This is a genomic window from Sphingomonas sp. LHG3406-1 (assembly GCF_029637485.1).
Classification (GTDB): Bacteria; Pseudomonadota; Alphaproteobacteria; order Sphingomonadales; family Sphingomonadaceae; genus Sphingomicrobium.
This window is the reverse complement of sequence record NZ_CP069128.1, coordinates 1,187,056-1,202,919: the sequence shown is the minus strand read 5'-3', so window position 1 is coordinate 1,202,919 and position 15,864 is coordinate 1,187,056. Positions and strand designations below refer to the sequence as shown.

17 protein-coding genes and 1 riboswitch are annotated in these 15,864 nt (G+C 68.5%); of the genes, 9 read left to right on the top strand and 8 right to left on the bottom strand.

Features of this window, described 5'->3' with window-relative positions:
- Nucleotides 1-3 precede the first annotated feature (3 nt).
- The 5 genes from JOY29_RS05790 to cpaB are packed head-to-tail and all read right to left on the bottom strand — an operon-like array spanning nt 4 to nt 5,494.
- Entirely contained in the window at nt 4-978 is a 975-nt protein-coding gene (locus JOY29_RS05790; RefSeq protein ID WP_300975238.1) for a type II secretion system F family protein, read from the bottom strand.
- A 46-nt stretch (nt 979-1,024) separates the two neighbouring features.
- Complete coding sequence (locus JOY29_RS05785; protein WP_300975237.1) at nt 1,025-2,305, bottom strand: pilus assembly protein CpaE; 1,281 nt, start codon at nt 2,303-2,305, stop codon at nt 1,025-1,027.
- A 3-nt stretch (nt 2,306-2,308) separates the two neighbouring features.
- Nucleotides 2,309-2,944, bottom strand: coding sequence for a CpaD family pilus assembly protein (locus JOY29_RS05780; protein ID WP_300975236.1), 636 nt, complete (start codon nt 2,942-2,944; stop codon nt 2,309-2,311).
- 26 nt (nt 2,945-2,970) lie between these two features.
- A complete protein-coding gene (locus JOY29_RS05775) occupies nt 2,971-4,437 on the bottom strand; it encodes a type II and III secretion system protein family protein (RefSeq protein WP_300975235.1) in 1,467 nt (488 codons plus the stop codon).
- A gap of 1 nt (nt 4,438) precedes the next feature.
- On the bottom strand, nt 4,439-5,494 hold the full coding sequence (gene cpaB / locus JOY29_RS05770; RefSeq protein WP_300975234.1) for a Flp pilus assembly protein CpaB: 1,056 nt from the start codon (nt 5,492-5,494) through the stop codon (nt 4,439-4,441).
- 170 nt (nt 5,495-5,664) lie between these two features.
- On the opposite strand from cpaB, the gene JOY29_RS05765 reads away from it, so the two are divergent.
- A complete protein-coding gene (locus JOY29_RS05765; RefSeq protein ID WP_300975233.1) occupies nt 5,665-6,732 on the top strand; it encodes an FAD-binding oxidoreductase in 1,068 nt (355 codons plus the stop codon).
- Here the strand turns inward: JOY29_RS05765 and rnhA are convergent.
- The gene (rnhA, locus tag JOY29_RS05760; protein WP_300975232.1) at nt 6,729-7,175 is read right to left on the bottom strand and encodes a ribonuclease HI; all 447 of its coding nucleotides are present in this window, start codon (nt 7,173-7,175) and stop codon (nt 6,729-6,731) included. The genes JOY29_RS05765 and rnhA overlap by 4 nt on opposite strands.
- A gap of 46 nt (nt 7,176-7,221) precedes the next feature.
- Nucleotides 7,222-8,178, bottom strand: a complete 957-nt coding sequence (gene ispH / locus JOY29_RS05755; protein ID WP_300975487.1) for a 4-hydroxy-3-methylbut-2-enyl diphosphate reductase — start codon at nt 8,176-8,178, stop codon at nt 7,222-7,224.
- Nucleotides 8,179-8,228: 50 nt separating this feature from the next.
- Between ispH and JOY29_RS05750 the strand changes: the two genes are divergently transcribed.
- Nucleotides 8,229-8,870 carry a hypothetical protein gene (locus JOY29_RS05750; RefSeq protein ID WP_367280033.1) on the top strand — a complete coding sequence of 214 codons (642 nt, stop codon included), beginning with the start codon at nt 8,229-8,231 and terminating at the stop codon, nt 8,868-8,870.
- Here the strand turns inward: JOY29_RS05750 and JOY29_RS05745 are convergent.
- A complete protein-coding gene (locus JOY29_RS05745; RefSeq protein WP_300975231.1) occupies nt 8,852-9,229 on the bottom strand; it encodes a hypothetical protein in 378 nt (125 codons plus the stop codon). The two genes, JOY29_RS05750 and JOY29_RS05745, sit on opposite strands and share 19 nt — an antisense overlap.
- Nucleotides 9,230-9,445: 216 nt before the next feature.
- Nucleotides 9,446-9,537: riboswitch (glycine riboswitch) on the top strand.
- Nucleotides 9,538-9,711: 174 nt separating this feature from the next.
- On the opposite strand from JOY29_RS05745, the gene gcvT reads away from it, so the two are divergent.
- The 7 genes from gcvT to JOY29_RS05710 are packed head-to-tail and all read left to right on the top strand — an operon-like array spanning nt 9,712 to nt 15,858.
- A complete protein-coding gene (gcvT, locus tag JOY29_RS05740) occupies nt 9,712-10,854 on the top strand; it encodes a glycine cleavage system aminomethyltransferase GcvT (RefSeq protein ID WP_300975230.1) in 1,143 nt (380 codons plus the stop codon).
- Nucleotides 10,851-11,222 (top strand): glycine cleavage system protein GcvH, encoded by a 372-nt coding sequence (gene gcvH, locus JOY29_RS05735; protein ID WP_300975229.1) that lies wholly within the window; start codon nt 10,851-10,853, stop codon nt 11,220-11,222. Before gcvT ends, gcvH begins: the two co-directional genes overlap by 4 nt.
- Nucleotides 11,219-11,620, top strand: coding sequence for a hypothetical protein (locus JOY29_RS05730; RefSeq protein ID WP_300975228.1), 402 nt, complete (start codon nt 11,219-11,221; stop codon nt 11,618-11,620). The genes gcvH and JOY29_RS05730 overlap by 4 nt, the downstream gene beginning before the upstream one ends.
- Nucleotides 11,617-12,363, top strand: coding sequence for a trans-aconitate 2-methyltransferase (locus JOY29_RS05725; protein WP_300975227.1), 747 nt, complete (start codon nt 11,617-11,619; stop codon nt 12,361-12,363). Before JOY29_RS05730 ends, JOY29_RS05725 begins: the two co-directional genes overlap by 4 nt.
- Nucleotides 12,363-13,721, top strand: coding sequence for an aminomethyl-transferring glycine dehydrogenase subunit GcvPA (gene gcvPA / locus JOY29_RS05720; protein ID WP_300975226.1), 1,359 nt, complete (start codon nt 12,363-12,365; stop codon nt 13,719-13,721). The genes JOY29_RS05725 and gcvPA overlap by 1 nt, the downstream gene beginning before the upstream one ends.
- Nucleotides 13,718-15,346: an aminomethyl-transferring glycine dehydrogenase subunit GcvPB gene (gcvPB, locus tag JOY29_RS05715; protein ID WP_300975225.1), complete on the top strand. Its 1,629-nt coding sequence runs from the start codon at nt 13,718-13,720 to the stop codon at nt 15,344-15,346. The genes gcvPA and gcvPB overlap by 4 nt, the downstream gene beginning before the upstream one ends.
- A gap of 26 nt (nt 15,347-15,372) precedes the next feature.
- Complete coding sequence (locus JOY29_RS05710) at nt 15,373-15,858, top strand: CcdC protein domain-containing protein (protein ID WP_300975224.1); 486 nt, start codon at nt 15,373-15,375, stop codon at nt 15,856-15,858.
- Nucleotides 15,859-15,864 lie beyond the last annotated feature (6 nt).

The window sequence follows — 15,864 nt, the reverse complement described above, 5'->3', positions numbered from 1 at the left end:
CCCTTAGATCTCGAAGTTGACCATCTTGGCCATGATTGCGACGCCGATGCCCATCCAGACGAGGGCGCCAAGCCCCGCCACGATCAGCCGCTCCTCGGAGAAGAAGCCGCCCATGTAATTGGGGTTCAGCATGTAGACGAGCGTGAACACGATGAAGGGCAGGGCGCCGACGATCATCGCCGAAGCCTTGGCTTCCGAGCTCATCGCCTTGATCTTCAGCTTCATCTGCGCACGCTTGCGGAGCACGTCGGCGAGATTGCTGAGCGTCTCGGCAAGGTTGCCGCCGGTTTCGCGCTGGATCGCCAGCGTGATGACGAAGAACTGAAATTCGGGCGTTCCGAGGCGGTCGGCGACATCCTGGAGCGCCGCTTCCATCGTCCGGCCGATCTTCATCTTGTCGCTGACCGAGCGGAATTCGATCCCGACCGGCCCGCCGATCTCGCTGGCCACGACGCCCAGCGTTTCGGTGATCGGAAGACCCGAACGAAGGCCGCGCACCATCAGTTCGATGGCGTCGGGGAAGTTGGCGTTGAAGGCCTTGAGACGACCCGAGATCATCCGCCCGACGACCAGGTGCGGCAGGCCGATGCCGACGAACAGGCTGAACAGCAGGGCAAGGGTGAACGGCGCGCCCTGGGAAGTCATGCCGGCGACGATCGCCAAGGCCAGACCGACGCTGGTCATCGCATAGCGCCCAAGGGTGATGTTGCGGCCAGTCTTGTCGAGCCGCAGGCGCATCAGCGCGGGTTTCGGCACAAGGGTCGAGAACCAGCCTTCGACCTTGCTGTTGCGATTGGCGAAGAGCTTGCGGATCTGCGCGTTGGCGCTGGCCGCCAGCGTGCCCTCGGCATGCCGCTCCTTGATCAGTTCGAGGCGCCGCTTGGTCGCCTTGCTTGCGCTCTGGCCGGAGAGGGCGATGAAGGCGAGCGCCAGCGTCCCGACGAGGCCGAGGCCGAGCAGCAGAAGCGTCATGGACATTCGCCGTTCCCTTATCTTCGCGTCACGTTGAGGGTGACGGCCGCGCTCAGGCGGCCGCCGCCTTCGGGTTCTTCGCCAGCATCGACTTCAGGCTGTTGACCAAATTCTTGCCCCCGGCCGGCGCCGCCGACGACTTTTGCGGTTCGCCCGCGCCATCTTCGGTGGCATGGCTCAGCACCATGTTGCACAGCTGGGTATAAGGCGCCGCCGACTTGCCGCTGGCGACTTCCGCCACCGGCTTGCCGAGCTTGGCGGCCTGCGCGGCGGTCTTGCCGTCCTCGCCGATCAACACGTCGACCTTGCGTTCGATCGACTGCTCGAAGTCCTTGCGACTGATCTCCAGCGCGCCGCCCGACGGGACGCGGTTGGCAACCACAATGACCTTGGTCTGCGGCGCATTGCTCTTCAGCCAGGCGAGAATGCGGATGGTGTCGCGCGTTGCCGCCAGGGTCAGCTCGCACACCACCACCGCGACATGGGCGTCGTGGACCATGTGCGGGTACTGGATGAGCATGTGCCGCGGGAGGTCGCAGACGGTCGACTCGAAGGCATTCTTCATCTCCTCCTGGAGCTGGAAGAAGGCGGTGCCGTCGGTAATCAGCGGCTGGTTGATCGGCGCTTCGGCCGAGAGGACCGAAAGCCGCTCGTTGCAGCGGACCATGGCGCGCTCGATGAACAGGCCGTCGATGCGGCTCGGATTCTCGATCGCGTCGGTCAGGCCGCGGCCCGGCTCCAGGTCGAGCGCGAGGGCGCCGGTCCCGAAGTGGATGTCGAGGTCGAGCAGGGCGGTCGAGCGCTGCGCCCGGGCACCGAGCATCCAGGCGAGGCTGGTCGAAACCGTCGAGGCACCGACGCCGCCGCGCACGCCGATCACCGCGGTCATGATGTGCGGCTTGTCGGCCTGCGCCTCGCCCCGCGGACCCGACAGGATCATCTGGGCATTGGCGAAGGTGTCACGCAGCTGGTCGACGTTGAACGGCTTCAGCAGATAGTCGTGGATGCCGCTCGCCAGCAGGTCGCGATAGAGACGGACGTCGTTCACGGCGCCCGCGGCGATCACGATCGTGCCGGGCTCGCAGACTTCCGCCAGCGCGTTGATGTCGTTGAGCGGATCGGCCGACTCGCTCAGATCGACGAACAGGATGTTCGGCGAGGCCGAGACGGACAGCGACTGCACGGCATTGCGCAGACCGCCCTTGTTGACCTTCTCCGGGCTCCAGCCATGCTCGACCGCGACCGGCCGGAGCATGTCCGCCGTCGCATCGTCGCAGACGAAGGCAGTGAACGGATCGCGCAGACCTGCGCGAGCTTGAAACGGCGCGTTCATCGATTAACCCCCCGACTTGCTGGAGACTTCTTTGAGACCGCCTTCGCCGGTCTGCGGCTTGGAGCGGTAGGACTGGATCGCTCGATTACCGAGAGCCGGATCGGCCAGGCCGCCTTCGCGACCGCTGACCAGATCCGCCGGATTGGCGACCATTGCGGCGAGCGCACCGTTCACGGCACAGCCGTAGTTGCTCATCTGCTCGTTGTTGTAATTGGGATTGCTCGGCTTGGACCAGTTCGGGCAGCCGGGCACGCTGGCGCGGGTGCGGCTGACCACCACCCGGACCGCGCCCGGCGGGATCGCGCCGGCAGTGACCGGAGCGCCGTCCGACACGAGCATTCCGTAGCGCGAGGCGACCCGGGCGACGTCGGCACGGGCAGCGGAGGAGTCGGCACCATCGACGCTGATCACGTCGCCGTAGCCGAGCTCGAGCCCGCGAAACCAGCCGTCCAGGCGTGCAGCCTCGTTGGGATCGAGGCTGCCGGCCGGAGCTGCGGCGTCGAACACGTAATCGGCTCGCGCGACGACCGGCTGGTTGACCGGGACGAGACCGCGGGCGGGCTCATCGGCGCCACGATGGACCTGGCACCCGGCGAGGGATGCCGAAGCGAGGAGCAGGAAGGAGAGTTGCTTCTTCATGGTTCTTTCCTTGTGCTCGGGGGCGCTCACAGCTTGAACCCGGGGGCGGGCAGGGCCGCCGGCGGGCTGGCCGCTGCGGCCGGCGCACCGGCGGCCCCGACCGACACGCCAGGCGCCGGCTGGACGGCGACCGGGCGCGGGCCCGAGACGCCGTTGTAGCTCTGGCCTTCCCAGGTCAGCGTGCCGTCCCGAACGATTCGGTAGCCGTCGACCGGGGTCGGCAGCGGTCCGTTGGTCGGACGCACCAGATACGGAGTGACGATGATCACCAGCTCGGTTTCCGCCCGGCGATAGTTGTTCGACCGGAACAGCGTGCCGAGGATCGGCAGGTCGCCGAGGAACGGCGCCTTCTCGATCGTCGTGCGGCTGTTGGTGCGGAGCAGGCCGGCGAGCATGAAGCTCTGGCCCGAACCGAGTTCGACCGTCGTCTCGGCGCGCCGGGTGGTGATGGCCGGAACGTCATAGCCATTGAGCCGCAGCGCGCCTTCGGTGCTCAGTTCGCTCACTTCCGGACGGACGCGCATCGAGATGCGGCCGTCGGCCAGAACGACCGGGGTGAAAGCGAGGCCAACGCCATATTGCTTGTATTCGACGCTGATCGCGCCGCCGACGCCCTGGCTGATCGGAATGGGGAATTCGCCGCCCGCGAGGAAGCTTGCGGTTTCGCCCGACAGAGCGGTCAGGTTGGGCTCGGCAAGCGTCGCCGCGAGGCCGTCCGAAGCGAGGAGATCGAGCGTCCCGAGCAGGTCGAGGCCGAACAGCTTGCCGCCGGCCGCGATCGTGGTGCCGATGCTGCCGACCCGGAAGTTCTTGCCGCTGGCATTATTGGTGCCGGGGTCGCCCTGGCCGATTCCGAACTGGAAGCCGCTGGTGCGGTCGAACGACAGCAGGTTCACGCCGACCTGCTTGAGCGCCGAGCGATTGACCTCCGCGATGCGGACCTTGAGGTTGACCTGCAGCGGGACCGCCGAGCGCACCCGGCTGACCACCTGCGTGCCGTCGCCGACATAGGCCTGGACCAGGCGCTGCGCCTCGGCGGCATCCTCGGGCGAGGCGACGGTGCCGGTGAGCAGCAGCAGGTTGTTCATCGGAGTCGCCTGGATCTGCGCCTCAGGCATGGCCGCCCGAAGCATCTCGTCGAGCGAGCTGATGTTGTTGCCGACACGGACGTTGGCGGCATAGACCACCCGGCCCGACTTGTCGGTCGCATAGACCGTCGTCTCGCCCCGGCCCTTGCCGAACACATAGAGCTGGTTGTTCGAGCGCACCTGGACGTCGGCGATGGCGTCGTTGGCGATGAACAGGTCGCTCATCGGTGCCGACAGCCGGACCAGGGTGCCGGTCCCGACCGACAGGTTGAGGGTTTCCGACGGACGCGCGGCCATCGGCTGCGCGGCGGCGGGCGTGGCGGCCAGGCTCAGCGCCGAGGCGCCGAGGGCCAGGGCGGCCAGGGCCGAAGCCACCCGCCCCATGGTGTGATGTACCTTGCTCATCTTAGCGAGCCCCCACAGGAACGAAGCTGACATTGTTGCCGCGGGCGACCCGGACCACCGGGCCAGACGGCGCGCCGCCAGCCTGGCCGGCCGGAGCACCGCCCTGCGCGGCGCGGACCATCTCGCCGGTCATGCGACCGACGGCGGCAAGCGCCTCGCCCGCCTTGTCCTGCCCGCGGGCAGGGACGGTGCGGCGCTGGAAGCGCGACACGTCACCGCCGGTGGCGAAGGTCGGCGCATTGTCGATCGGCTGGTTGGCAATCGCCAGCAGCATCTTGCGCTCTTCCGCCGGATTGGCGCCGGCCGGAACCTTGACCTGGCCGCTGGCGACCAGACGCTCCAGCTCGGCCTGGCTGTCGGCAAGGCTGCGCAGGGTGAGGCTGATCGTGCCGAGGCTCTGCGCCACGGCGATCTTCTCGGCGAGCTTGGGGGTAACCTCGAAGGTGACCTTGCCGAAGCTCTTGACGACCGGCTTGCCGTCCTCGCCGTTGCGGTCGATCGCCTGGTCGGTCGCGAGAACGCGAAGGTTGCGGATGATCGTCTCGGAGACCTTGAGCGGCGGACCGTCGCCGCCACCGGTCACGGTCTGGGTCAGCACCATGTCGACCCGGTCGCCCGGGAAGATGAAGCCGGCGACACCGCTGATGTCGTTGACCGGAACCGTGACGGCGCGCATGCCCGGGCTCAGCGCCGCGGCGAGGAAGCCGCGGTCCTGCGGGCCGACGAGCGAACCGCGGGTGAGCGGCTGGCCGGCGGTAATCGGATTGCGGACGACCATGCCGATCATCTTCTGCATGTCGGCATCGGGGCCGCCTTCCGAGAAATAGGTCTGCTGCATCAGCTCGGCCGGCCAGGGCTGGAAGGCGAAGCTTTCCGCATCCACCATCGCACCGACCGGGAGCGGCTTGCGCGCCACCAGGATCTTCGGACCAGCCGGCACTGCGGCCGCCTGGGCCTCGGGCGCCGACGCGCCGGTGAACATATTCTTGGCCATAACGGCGGTAACCGCCGCGACCAGCAACGCTCCGACCAGAAGCGCAATCTTCTTCACATCCATGGCGACACCCGCCCCTTCCTCACAACCGTAGGAAATAATTCGAACGCCGAACCAATCCGCCAAAATGGTTAAGATATGGTTCGGCGAACTTCCGGCGCGCCGGCTCAATCGCCGGCACCGGTCGCAAGACTGGACGAAATGCCTTTCCAAGCCGTAACCGCCGCGACGCAATGCGTGAGATCGACCTGCTGATCGTCGGCGCCGGAATCGCCGGCGCAAGCCTCGCGGCCGCGCTTGCCGGCCGCCTGTCGCTGCTGCTGGTCGAAGCCGAGGCCCAGCCCGGCTATCATTCGACCGGGCGCTCGGCGGCTTTCTGGCACGAAGGCTATGGCGGGCCGCTGGTGGCGCCGCTCAGCCGCGCCAGCCGGCCCTCGCTGGAGGCCGGCGGCTATCTTTCGCCGCGCGGCGCCATCCACCTCGCCCGCGAGGGCGAGCAGATCGACCTCGTGGACGGCGTGGCGGCGACTCCGCTCGACCGGGCGGTGCTGGAAGCGCGATTGCCAGGGCTTCGGCCCGAGTGGAGGCACGGGGCGGAGGAGCCGGGTCTCGCCGACATCGACGTCGCCAGGCTTCACTCGGACTGCCTCGCCGCGGCCCGGCGGGCGGGAGCGGACGTGCGCAGCGACGCCCGCTTCGCCGGCGCGGTCGCGGTTTCGAGTGGCGGTTGGACGGTGCGGCTTGCCGACGGAAGCGAGATCAGGTGCCGCCGAATCGTCAATGCCGCGGGGGCCTGGGGCGACGAGGTGGCGCGGGCGGCGGACATCGCGCCGCTCGGACTGCAGCCGAAGCGCCGGACGATGGTGCAGCTGCGGGTTGCCCGCAGCGGCATCGCGCGCCTGCCGCTGGTGATCGGCGCCGACGGCAGCTTCTACTTCAAGGGCGAGGGCGACAAGTCGCTGTGGCTGAGCCCGCATGACGAGATCGACTGCGACCCCTGCGACGCAGCGCCGGAGGAACTGGACGTCGCCACCGCCATCCACCGTTTCGAGCAGGTGGTCGACTGGCCCGTCGAGAAGGTCGAGCGGCGCTGGGCGGGCCTCAGGACCTTCACGCCGGACCGGGTTCCCGCCATCGGATTCGCGGCGGACAACCCCGACTTCTTCTGGTGCGTCGGCCAGGGCGGCTTCGGAATCCAGACCGCGCCGGCGGCGGCGACGCTCGGGGCAATGCTGATCCTCGGCGACGGAAGTGTGCCGGAGGGAGTCGATCCGTCAGTGTACGATCCGAAGCGCTTCTAGCCTTCACGGCCCTCCGCCGCGGCGCAGGCGAGCTGGTCGGCCCGCTCGTTCTCGGCATGGCCGGCGTGCCCCTTGACCCACTTCCATTCGACCCGGTGCCGCTCGGCGGCGGTGCACAGGGCCTGCCACAGCTCGGCATTCTTGACCGGCTTCCTGTCCGCGGTCCGCCAGCCGTTGCGGCGCCAGTTGTGGACCCACTTGGTGATGCCGTCGCGGACGTACATGCTGTCGGTCGACAGCGTCACGCGGCAGGGGCGGGTCAGCGCGTCCAGTCCCCGGATCGCCGCCATCAGCTCCATCCGGTTGTTGGTGCTGGGGTTCTCCGCACCGCTCAATTCCTTTTCGCGCGCACCCATGCGGATGAGCACGCCCCAGCCGCCCGGGCCGGGATTGCCCTTGCAGGCGCCGTCGGTGAACATCTCGACGTGGGGGAGTTCGGTCATGCGCAGCCCGATGCGAGGGCCCGCGGCCGAAGGCAAGGACCTTGCGCTAGGCCACCAGCTCGCGCGGCAGCTTGAAGGTCAGGCCTTCGGGCACATGTTCCTGCTCTTCCATCGTCAGCAGGAAGCGCTCTGACAGGGCCTCGATCACTTCCTCGACCAGCACTTCGGGCGCCGAGGCGCCGGCGGTGAGGCCGATGGTCCTGGGACGGCCGAGCCAGTCCCAGTCGATCTCGACCGCGCGCTGGATGAGGCGGGCAGGCACGCCCTCGCGCTCCGCGACCTCGGCGAGGCGGAGCGAGTTGCTGCTGTTCGGTGCACCGATCACCAGCATCTTCTCGACCCTGGGCACGATCGCCTTGACCGCCGCCTGCCGGTTCGAGGTGGCGTAGCAGATGTCCTCGCCGCGCGGCGCCTTGATCGCAGGGAAGCGCTGCCGAAGCGCGGCGACGATCGCCGCCGTGTCGTCGACCGACAGGGTGGTCTGCGTCAAGAAGGCGAGGTTCTCGGGGTCCGGCACCTCGATCCCGGCGACATCCTCCTCGGTCTCGACCAGGGTCATGGCGCCGGAAGGGACCTGGCCGAAGGTGCCGATCACCTCCGGATGGCCGGCATGGCCGATGAAGACGATATGCCGCCCGGACTCGATCAGCCGTTGCGCCTGGCGATGCACCTTGCTCACCAGCGGACAGGTAGCGTCGAGATAGTCGAGCCCGCGATCGCGCGCCTCGGCCGGCACCCTTTTCGGCACGCCATGGGCGGAAAAGACCACCGGCACGCCGTCCGGCACCTCGCTCACTTCCTTGACGAACACCGCGCCCATCGCCTTCAGGCGGTCGACCACGAACTTGTTGTGGACGATCTCGTGGCGGACATAGACGGGCGCGCCATATCGTTCGAGCGCGAGCTCGACGATGCGGATGGCGCGCTCCACGCCCGCGCAGAAGCCGCGCGGAGCGGCGATGATCAGATGAGCGGGAGAACGGCCTTCGAGCATGGCGGCCATGTAAGCCATCGCTTGCCTGCCGAGAAGGGGCTTCCTATGAGCCTGTGTCCATGACCATGTCACTTCGGGCCGTCACGGCGGCCGCTCTCGCCCTCGTCCTTGCCGCCTGCTCTCGCGAGGGGCAGATTGGCTCGGGCGGCGTCTATGTCACCCGCTCAGGCTGCCCGCAGGTGGCGATCCCCGCCGCGACCGGTGACATCACCCTGTTCGATCCGGCAACCAGTCGCGATTCCCGGGCGATCGACGTGGTGGCGACCATCACCAACGTCCGCTCGACCTGCACCGAGGATGCGCAGAACCTGGTCAGCACCGCGACCTTCGACGTCGTCGCCACCCGGCGCGATGCGGGCGCGGCGCGCCAGGTGGTGCTGCCCTATTTCGCGGTGGCGGTGCAGGGCGGGACCAACATCATCGCCAAGAAGGTCGGCGCGGTGGCGCTCGACTTCCCGGCCGGCAGCCAGCGCGCCCAGACCAGCAGCCAGACGACCGTCCGCGTCCTGCGCTCGGCCGTGGCCCTGCCGCAGGACATCCAGCGCGAGCTGACCCGCGAGCGTCGGCCGGGCGACGTCGATGCCGCGGTCGATCCGCTGTCGGATCCGCGAATCCGCACCGCGGTCGCCAACGCCACCTACGAGCAGCTGGTCGGCTTCCAGCTGACCCCGGACCAGCTCCGCTACAACGCGACGCGCTGATCGCCGCTGTCGGCCCGCCTGGTGACGAGCCGGGCGGCGACCAGCGGCAGGACGATTCCGCCCGTCGCCATCCACCATGGCGTCGGGATGGTCAGCATCGTCGCGACCACGCCGACGATGACCAGGGCTGCGGCGATCCAAGCCGCGCCGCCCCAGCGTGCAACCGACACGCCAACGAAGCCGCCGATCAGCGGGCCGATCGCCCAGGCGGCCAGCACCCACAGCATCATCGGCACTGTCGCCTGTGCCGGGTCGGACGGCGTGCCGGTCACTCGGTGCCCGATCGCCTCGACCGCCATGATCGTTGCAACCGTCGCCGCCACGCCCGCCAGCGAGCCGAGGACCCGCCGAACGATCATGACGCCGTCCCTTGTCCCATTGCGGCGGTGCCGGGCGCGTTCGTTGCGGGTCGATTTCTGAAGCGCACCATCGTTTCCCCCTGAAATGCCGCGGGCAAAGCTAACATGGGCCACCCGCTTCCCCACGTGGAATCTTCACACCTCGCCTTAAGCCGCGTTGACAGAAGGGCTCACCTGCCTAGAGCCCGTCCCCAGCCAGTCCGGCGGCAACGCCGGGCGACTCGCGCGGGAGAGGCTCCGGCATGACCGGGGCGCCGAAGGAGCAACCGCCCCCGGAATCTCTCAGGCAGAAGGACCGCGCGGGTCGAAGGCCGTCTGGAAAGTGTCCCGGCCTCACCGCCGTGGCCGCCGAAGGGGTAACCTCGGAAAACCCGGGGGAAAGCTCTCAGGCAATTGGAGACAGACGGGGGTTCCAAGCTTTCCGGTCGAGCGGGCTTCTGCCCGGGCGGCGGGAGGAGCCGAACCTGCCGGAGTGTCGTTCCTTGGCCGAAGTGCTTGATCTCGAACTGAAGTCCCTGCCGCTCGATGGCTGGCACCGCGCCCGTGGCGGCCGGATGGTGCCGTTCGCCGGCTATTCGATGCCGGTCCAGTACGAGGGCATCATCGCCGAGCATCGCTGGACCCGCACCCATGCCGGCCTGTTCGACGTCAGCCACATGGGCCAGCTGATGATCCGCGGCGAAGGAGCGGGCGCGGCGCTCGAGACGCTGCTGCCGGGCGACATCACCGGCCTTCAGCCCGGCCGAATCCGCTATTCGCTGCTGCTCAACGAAAGCGGCGGAATCGTCGACGACCTGATGGTCACCAACGTCAGCCCGGACGGGGGCGGCGAGGAATATTATGTGGTGGTCAACGGCGCGACCAAGCAGGGCGACATCGCCTTCATCGAGAGCCGTCTCCCGGCCGGGATCGCGCTCGAGCATCTCACCGACCGTGCACTGCTCGCCCTGCAGGGACCCGATGCCGCTGCCGTGATCGGGTCGCTGTTCCCGGGCGTGCCGGACGAGACTGTCTTCATGCAGGGCACCTCGCGCGACTGGAACGGGGCCACGATAGGCTTCGGCCGGTCGGGCTACACCGGGGAGGACGGATTCGAGCTGTCGATCCCCTTCAGCCATGTCGAGGCCCTTGCCGACGCCCTTCTTGCCGACGAGCGGGTCCGCCCGATCGGCCTTGGCGCCCGTGACTCGCTTCGGCTCGAGGCCGGCCTTCCGCTCTATGGCCACGACCTCGACGAGCAGACCACACCGGTCATGGCCGACCTTCTGTTTGCGGTGAACAAGCGTCGCCGGGCCGAAGGCGGGTTCGCCGGGGCAGAGCGCATCCTCGCCGAGCTTGAGCAAGGCGCCGTCAGCAAGCGGGTGGGCTTTACCGTCGAGGGTCGCCAGCCCGTTCGCGAAGGCGCCCGCATTCTCGACGAGGAAGGCAATGAGATCGGCCGCGTCACCAGCGGCGGCTTCTCGCCCAGCCTCGAGGCGCCGATCGGCATGGGCTATGTCGCCGCGACGCTTGGCCAGCCCGGGACCGCAATCACGCTCGAGCAGCGCGGCAAGCTCTTCAGCGCCGCCGTCGCGCCCATGCCGTTCGTGCCGCACCGCTATCATCGCAAGGGGAAAAGCCAGTGAGCCTTCATTTCACCAGGGAACATGAGTGGATCCGCGTCGAGGGCGACACGGCCACCGTCGGCATCACCGATCACGCGCAGGGCCAATTGGGCGACATCGTCTTCGCCGAGGCGCCGGAGGCCGGCAAGCAGCTGACCAAGGGCGGCGAGGCCGCGGTGGTCGAATCGGTCAAGGCCGCGAGCGACGTCTATGCGCCCGCGTCGGGCGAAGTGACCGAGGCCAATCCGGCGATCGCCGACGATCCGTCGATCATCAATTCCGATCCTGAAGGCGAAGGCTGGTTCTTCAAGCTCAGGCTGTCGGACCCGTCCGAGCTCGACGGCCTGATGGACGAAGCCGCCTATCGCGACTGGGTGGCGACTCTTTGATCCTGCTGGGCGGCCTTGCCCTGGTCGCTGCGGAGCTTCCGGCTCCGGCGAAGCCGCCTGCCTATTCGATCCGGGAAGTCTGGCAATATCATCAGGTGCTGGACGGCCAGGTCATCCGCGTCCGCGGGATCGTTACCAAGTGCCAGGATCTCGGCTGCAGCCTGCGTGAGCATGGAGGCATGGACGCTCGCACGCTTGCGATCGGCACATCGGCGGACTTCGATCGTCGCATCCAATCGCGGCTCGGGGCAGTGGTGACGGTGGAAGCGCGCTTCGACCCGACCTGCCTGCATGACCGAGCAGACAAGCAATTCGGACATGGCGGCTCTGGCGAGATCCTTGTGTGCACCGATCGTGCGTCCATGCTCATCGATCCGAGGATCGTCTCCAACCGATGACCGACACACCGGCTTCCACCTCCAGCTGGGACGCGGCCGACTACGTCCGGGTGGGCGGCTTCGTGCCTGAGCTTGGCGCGGCGGCGTTGGCCTTGCTCGATCCGCAGTTCGGCGAAACGATCCTCGACGTTGGCTGCGGCGACGGCACGCTCACGCTCCGCATCAAGGAAGCGGGCGCGGAGGTGGTCGGCATCGACAACAGCCTGTCGATGATCGCCGCGGCCAAGGCGAGAGGGCTGGATGCGCGGCTGATGGACGCGGCGGACCTGCGCTTTTCCGAAGCCTTCGACGCGGCCTTCTCCAACGCCACCCTGCACTGGGTGCTCGACAAGGAGCGCGCCGCCCGCGCCATCTGGTTCGCGCTCAAGCCCGGCGGGCGTTTCGTCGGGGAGATGGGCGGGGAGGGAAACCTCGCGGCGCTCCGCCAGCATCTTGATGACGAGCTGGTGGCCCGCGGCTTCGGCCCGCCCACCTACGCCTCCAACTGGTATCCGAGCCCGGACGAGTTCGCCTCCATCTACGAAGCCGTCGGCTTCCGCGACGTCGAGGCCGAACTGATCGACCGTCCCACCCCCCTCGACCACGGCGTCGCGGGCTGGGTGCTCGCCTTCCGCAAGGGCTGGCTCGACCGGGCCGGCGTGCCCGAGGAGGAGCGCCCCGCCATCGCCGCCGCCGTCGCCCGGCGCCACGGCAGCGACACCGCCGACTACGTCCGTCTCCGCTTCACCATGAGAAAGCCCTGATGCGCTATCTTCCCCTCTCCAATGCCGACCGCTCGGCGATGCTCGACACCATCGGCGTTGCCCACGTCGACGAGCTGTTCCGCGACGTTCCGGAAGAGGCGCGGCTCGACGGCCCGATCCGCGACCTTCCGCTGCACGCCTCGGAGATGGAGGTGGAGCGCCACCTCACCGCGCTGTCCCGCAAGAACGTGCCGGCCGCCGACGCGCCCTTCTTCCTCGGCTGCGGCGCCTACAAGCATCACGTTCCCGCCAGTGTCGATCACCTGATCCAGCGCGGCGAGTTCCTGACCGCCTACACGCCCTACCAGCCGGAAATCGCGCAGGGCACGCTGCAGGTCCTGTTCGAATTCCAGAGCCAGGTCGCACGCCTGTTCGGCTGCGAGGTCGCCAACGCTTCCATGTACGACGGCTCGACCGCCTGCTGGGAAGCGATTGGCATGGCCCGCCGCATCACCCGCAAGCCCAAGACCATCATCTCGTCCGGCCTCCATCCGCATTATGTCGGCGTCTGCAACACCATGGCGAAGTTCACCGGCGATCGGCTGGAAACCTCGCTTCCGGCGCTCACCGCCGAAACCGACATCGAAGCGCTGCTCGGCGCCATCGACGACGAGACCAGCGCCGTGGTCGTCCAGTATCCTGACATCCTCGGCCGGGTCGCCGACCTGTCCGGCCTTGCTGCCGCCGCGCAGGCAAGGGGGGCGCTGCTGATCGCGGTAGTGACCGAGCCGGTCGCCCTCGGTCTCCTCAAGTCGCCAGGCGAGATGGGCGCGGACATCGTGGTGGGCGAAGGCCAGTCGATCGGCGTCGGGCTCAACTTCGGCGGCCCCTATGTCGGCCTGTTCGCCTGCCGCGAGAAGCACATCCGGCAGATGCCGGGCCGGATCGCCGGCGAGACGATCGACGCCGACGGCCGCCGCGGCTTCGTGCTGACCTTGTCCACCCGCGAGCAACATATCCGCCGCGAGAAGGCGACCAGCAATATCTGCACCAACTCGGGCCTGTGCGCGCTGGCCTTTTCCATCCACATGACCCTGCTCGGCGAAAAGGGCCTTCGCCAGCTCGCCGAACTCAATCACGCCCGCGCCTCGCAGCTCGCCGCCCGCCTTGCCGCCATTCCGGGCGTCCGGCTGGTGAACGACCTTTTCTTCAACGAATTCACGCTGGAGCTGCCGGTCGAGGCCCGCCCCGCCGTCCACAAGATGGTCGAGAAGGGCGTGCTCGGCGGCGTGTCGCTCGGCCGCCTCTATCCGGGCGCCGACACCCTCAGGAACGGGCTGGTGGTGGCGGTCACCGAGACCGCCACGGACAAGGACATGGACGCGCTGGTGCAGGCGCTCGAGGAGGTGACCAAGTGACCATCAACCAGAGCGGCTGGAAGCCCACCACCCCCGTCGCCAGCGCGTCCGAAACCGGCACCGTGACCGGCAACCGCGCCCTGATGCTGGAAGAGGCGCTGATCTTCGAGATCGGCGATACGGAGACGACGGGAGTCGATTTCTATCTCCCCTCCCGTTCGCGCGAGGGGCTGGGGGAGGGCCTGTCGTCGCTCCTCCGTACCGCCCCCATCGGTCTTCCCGGCCTGACCGAGCCCGAGACCGTCCGTCACTACACCCGCCTGTCGCGGCAGAATTACGCCATCGACCTCGGCCTCTTCCCGCTCGGCTCGTGCACGATGAAGCACAACCCGCGCCTGAACGAGAAGATGGCGCGGCTGCCCGGCTTCGCCGACCTCCACCCGCTCGCTCCGCGCGAAACGGTGCAGGGTGCGCTCGAACTCATCAACGAGCTCGCCTTCTGGCTGATCGACCTCACCGGCATGCACGGGGTCGCGATGAGCCCCAAGGCGGGCGCCCACGGCGAATTGTGCGGCCTGCTCTGCATCCGCGCCGCCCTCGAAGCACGCGGTGACCCGCGCGAAGTGGTGCTGGTGCCCGAAAGCGCCCACGGCACCAACCCGGCCACGGCCGCCTTCTGCGGCTACCGGGTCGAGAATATCCCGGCGACGTCGGCCGGCCGGGTCGACCTCGAGGCGCTGAAGGCGCGGCTGGGCCCGGACGTCGCCGCGGTGATGATCACCAATCCCAACACCTGCGGCCTGTTCGAGCCGGAGATGAAGGCGATCAGCGACGCGGTCCATGCCGTCGGTGGCTTCGTCTATTGTGACGGCGCGAACTTCAACGCCATCGTCGGCAAGGTCCGCCCGGGCGACCTCGGCGTGGACGCCATGCACATCAACCTCCACAAGACCTTCTCGACGCCCCACGGCGGCGGCGGTCCGGGGTCCGGCCCGGTCGTCCTGTCCGAAGCCCTCTCGCCCTTCGCGCCCTTGCCCTACACGGCCCGTACCGCCGACAGCGTCGTCCACCTCGTCGAGGAAGAGCAGGCGGATGCCTTCTCGGCCGAGCATTTCGGCGGCAAGGTCCAGAGCTTCGGCCGAATGACCGCCTTCCACGGCCAGATGGGCATGTTCGTCCGCGCGCTCGCCTACATCCTCAGCCACGGCGCCGATGGCCTGAAGCAGGTGGCCGAAGATGCCGTCCTCAACGCCAATTACATCCTCCGCAGCCTGGAGGACGTGCTCGACGCACCCTTCGCCCATTCGGGTCCCTGCATGCACGAGGCCCTGTTCAGCGATAAGGGCTTCGCGGACGGCTTCTCGACGCTCGATCTCGCCAAGGCGCTGATCGACGAGGGCTATCACCCGATGACCATGTACTTCCCGCTGGTCGTCCACGGCGCCATGCTGGTCGAGCCGACCGAAACCGAGAGCAAGGCGGCATTGGACCAGTTCATCATGGCCCTGCGCTCGGTCGCCGAGCGGGCCAAGGCGGGCGATCCCGCGCTCAAGACCGCCCCGGTCCATGCGCCGCGCCGCCGCCTCGATGAGACGCTCGCCGCCCGCAAGCCGATCGTCGCCTGGAAGGAGCCGGTCCCGGCCGCAGCCGAGGCGCCGACGCCGAGCGAGGTCGGCGACCGCTGACCGACTGGGACCCGAACGGCCTGGTGATGAATGTCGCCGGGCCGCTCCTCACCCTCGCCCTCGTGCTCGCCTGGCGGCTTCGGCGGCAAGGCCCCGAGCGGGTGCTCGGCGCGCGCTTCCTGTGGCTCGCACCGGCGCTCTACCTGGCGGTGATCGCCTTCATCCTGTCGCGGCACCCGCCGGCGCCGGCCGGTTGGCTGCTGCTCGGCCTGGGCTTCTTCATCGGCGCGATCGCGGGCTGGTGGCGCGGCCGCCTGTTCATCCTCCGCTTCGACGAGGAAAGCGGTGCCTTGCTGCTGCGCCGCTCGCGCTGGGCGGTGACGATGCTGGTGTCGCTGGTAGCACTGCGATTCCTCGCCAATCTGTGGATCGGTGCCGATGCGCCCGAAAGCCGGACCCTGCTCGTCACCGACACCATGCTGGGCCTGGTGTTCGGACTGGTGGCGGTGACGCGGCTCGAGATTGCGCTACGGGCCCGGGCCCTGCTGGCCGACCGGGCCGGCGGGCGCTAGGTCTTC

Coding starts and splice junctions, on each gene's coding strand:
- JOY29_RS05750 (WP_367280033.1), top strand. CDS start 8,229: ATGACCATGTCACTTCGGGCCGTCACGGCGGCCGCTCTCGCCCTCGTC.
- cpaB (WP_300975234.1), bottom strand. CDS start 5,494: ATGGATGTGAAGAAGATTGCGCTTCTGGTCGGAGCGTTGCTGGTCGCG.
- JOY29_RS05785 (WP_300975237.1), bottom strand. CDS start 2,305: ATGAACGCGCCGTTTCAAGCTCGCGCAGGTCTGCGCGATCCGTTCACT.
- rnhA (WP_300975232.1), bottom strand. CDS start 7,175: ATGACCGAACTCCCCCACGTCGAGATGTTCACCGACGGCGCCTGCAAG.
- gcvPA (WP_300975226.1), top strand. CDS start 12,363: ATGCGCTATCTTCCCCTCTCCAATGCCGACCGCTCGGCGATGCTCGAC.
- JOY29_RS05780 (WP_300975236.1), bottom strand. CDS start 2,944: ATGAAGAAGCAACTCTCCTTCCTGCTCCTCGCTTCGGCATCCCTCGCC.
- JOY29_RS05790 (WP_300975238.1), bottom strand. CDS start 978: ATGTCCATGACGCTTCTGCTGCTCGGCCTCGGCCTCGTCGGGACGCTG.
- JOY29_RS05765 (WP_300975233.1), top strand. CDS start 5,665: ATGCGTGAGATCGACCTGCTGATCGTCGGCGCCGGAATCGCCGGCGCA.
- ispH (WP_300975487.1), bottom strand. CDS start 8,178: ATGGCCGCCATGCTCGAAGGCCGTTCTCCCGCTCATCTGATCATCGCC.
- JOY29_RS05775 (WP_300975235.1), bottom strand. CDS start 4,437: ATGAGCAAGGTACATCACACCATGGGGCGGGTGGCTTCGGCCCTGGCC.
- JOY29_RS05725 (WP_300975227.1), top strand. CDS start 11,617: ATGACCGACACACCGGCTTCCACCTCCAGCTGGGACGCGGCCGACTAC.
- JOY29_RS05710 (WP_300975224.1), top strand. CDS start 15,373: ATGAATGTCGCCGGGCCGCTCCTCACCCTCGCCCTCGTGCTCGCCTGG.
- JOY29_RS05745 (WP_300975231.1), bottom strand. CDS start 9,229: ATGATCGTTCGGCGGGTCCTCGGCTCGCTGGCGGGCGTGGCGGCGACG.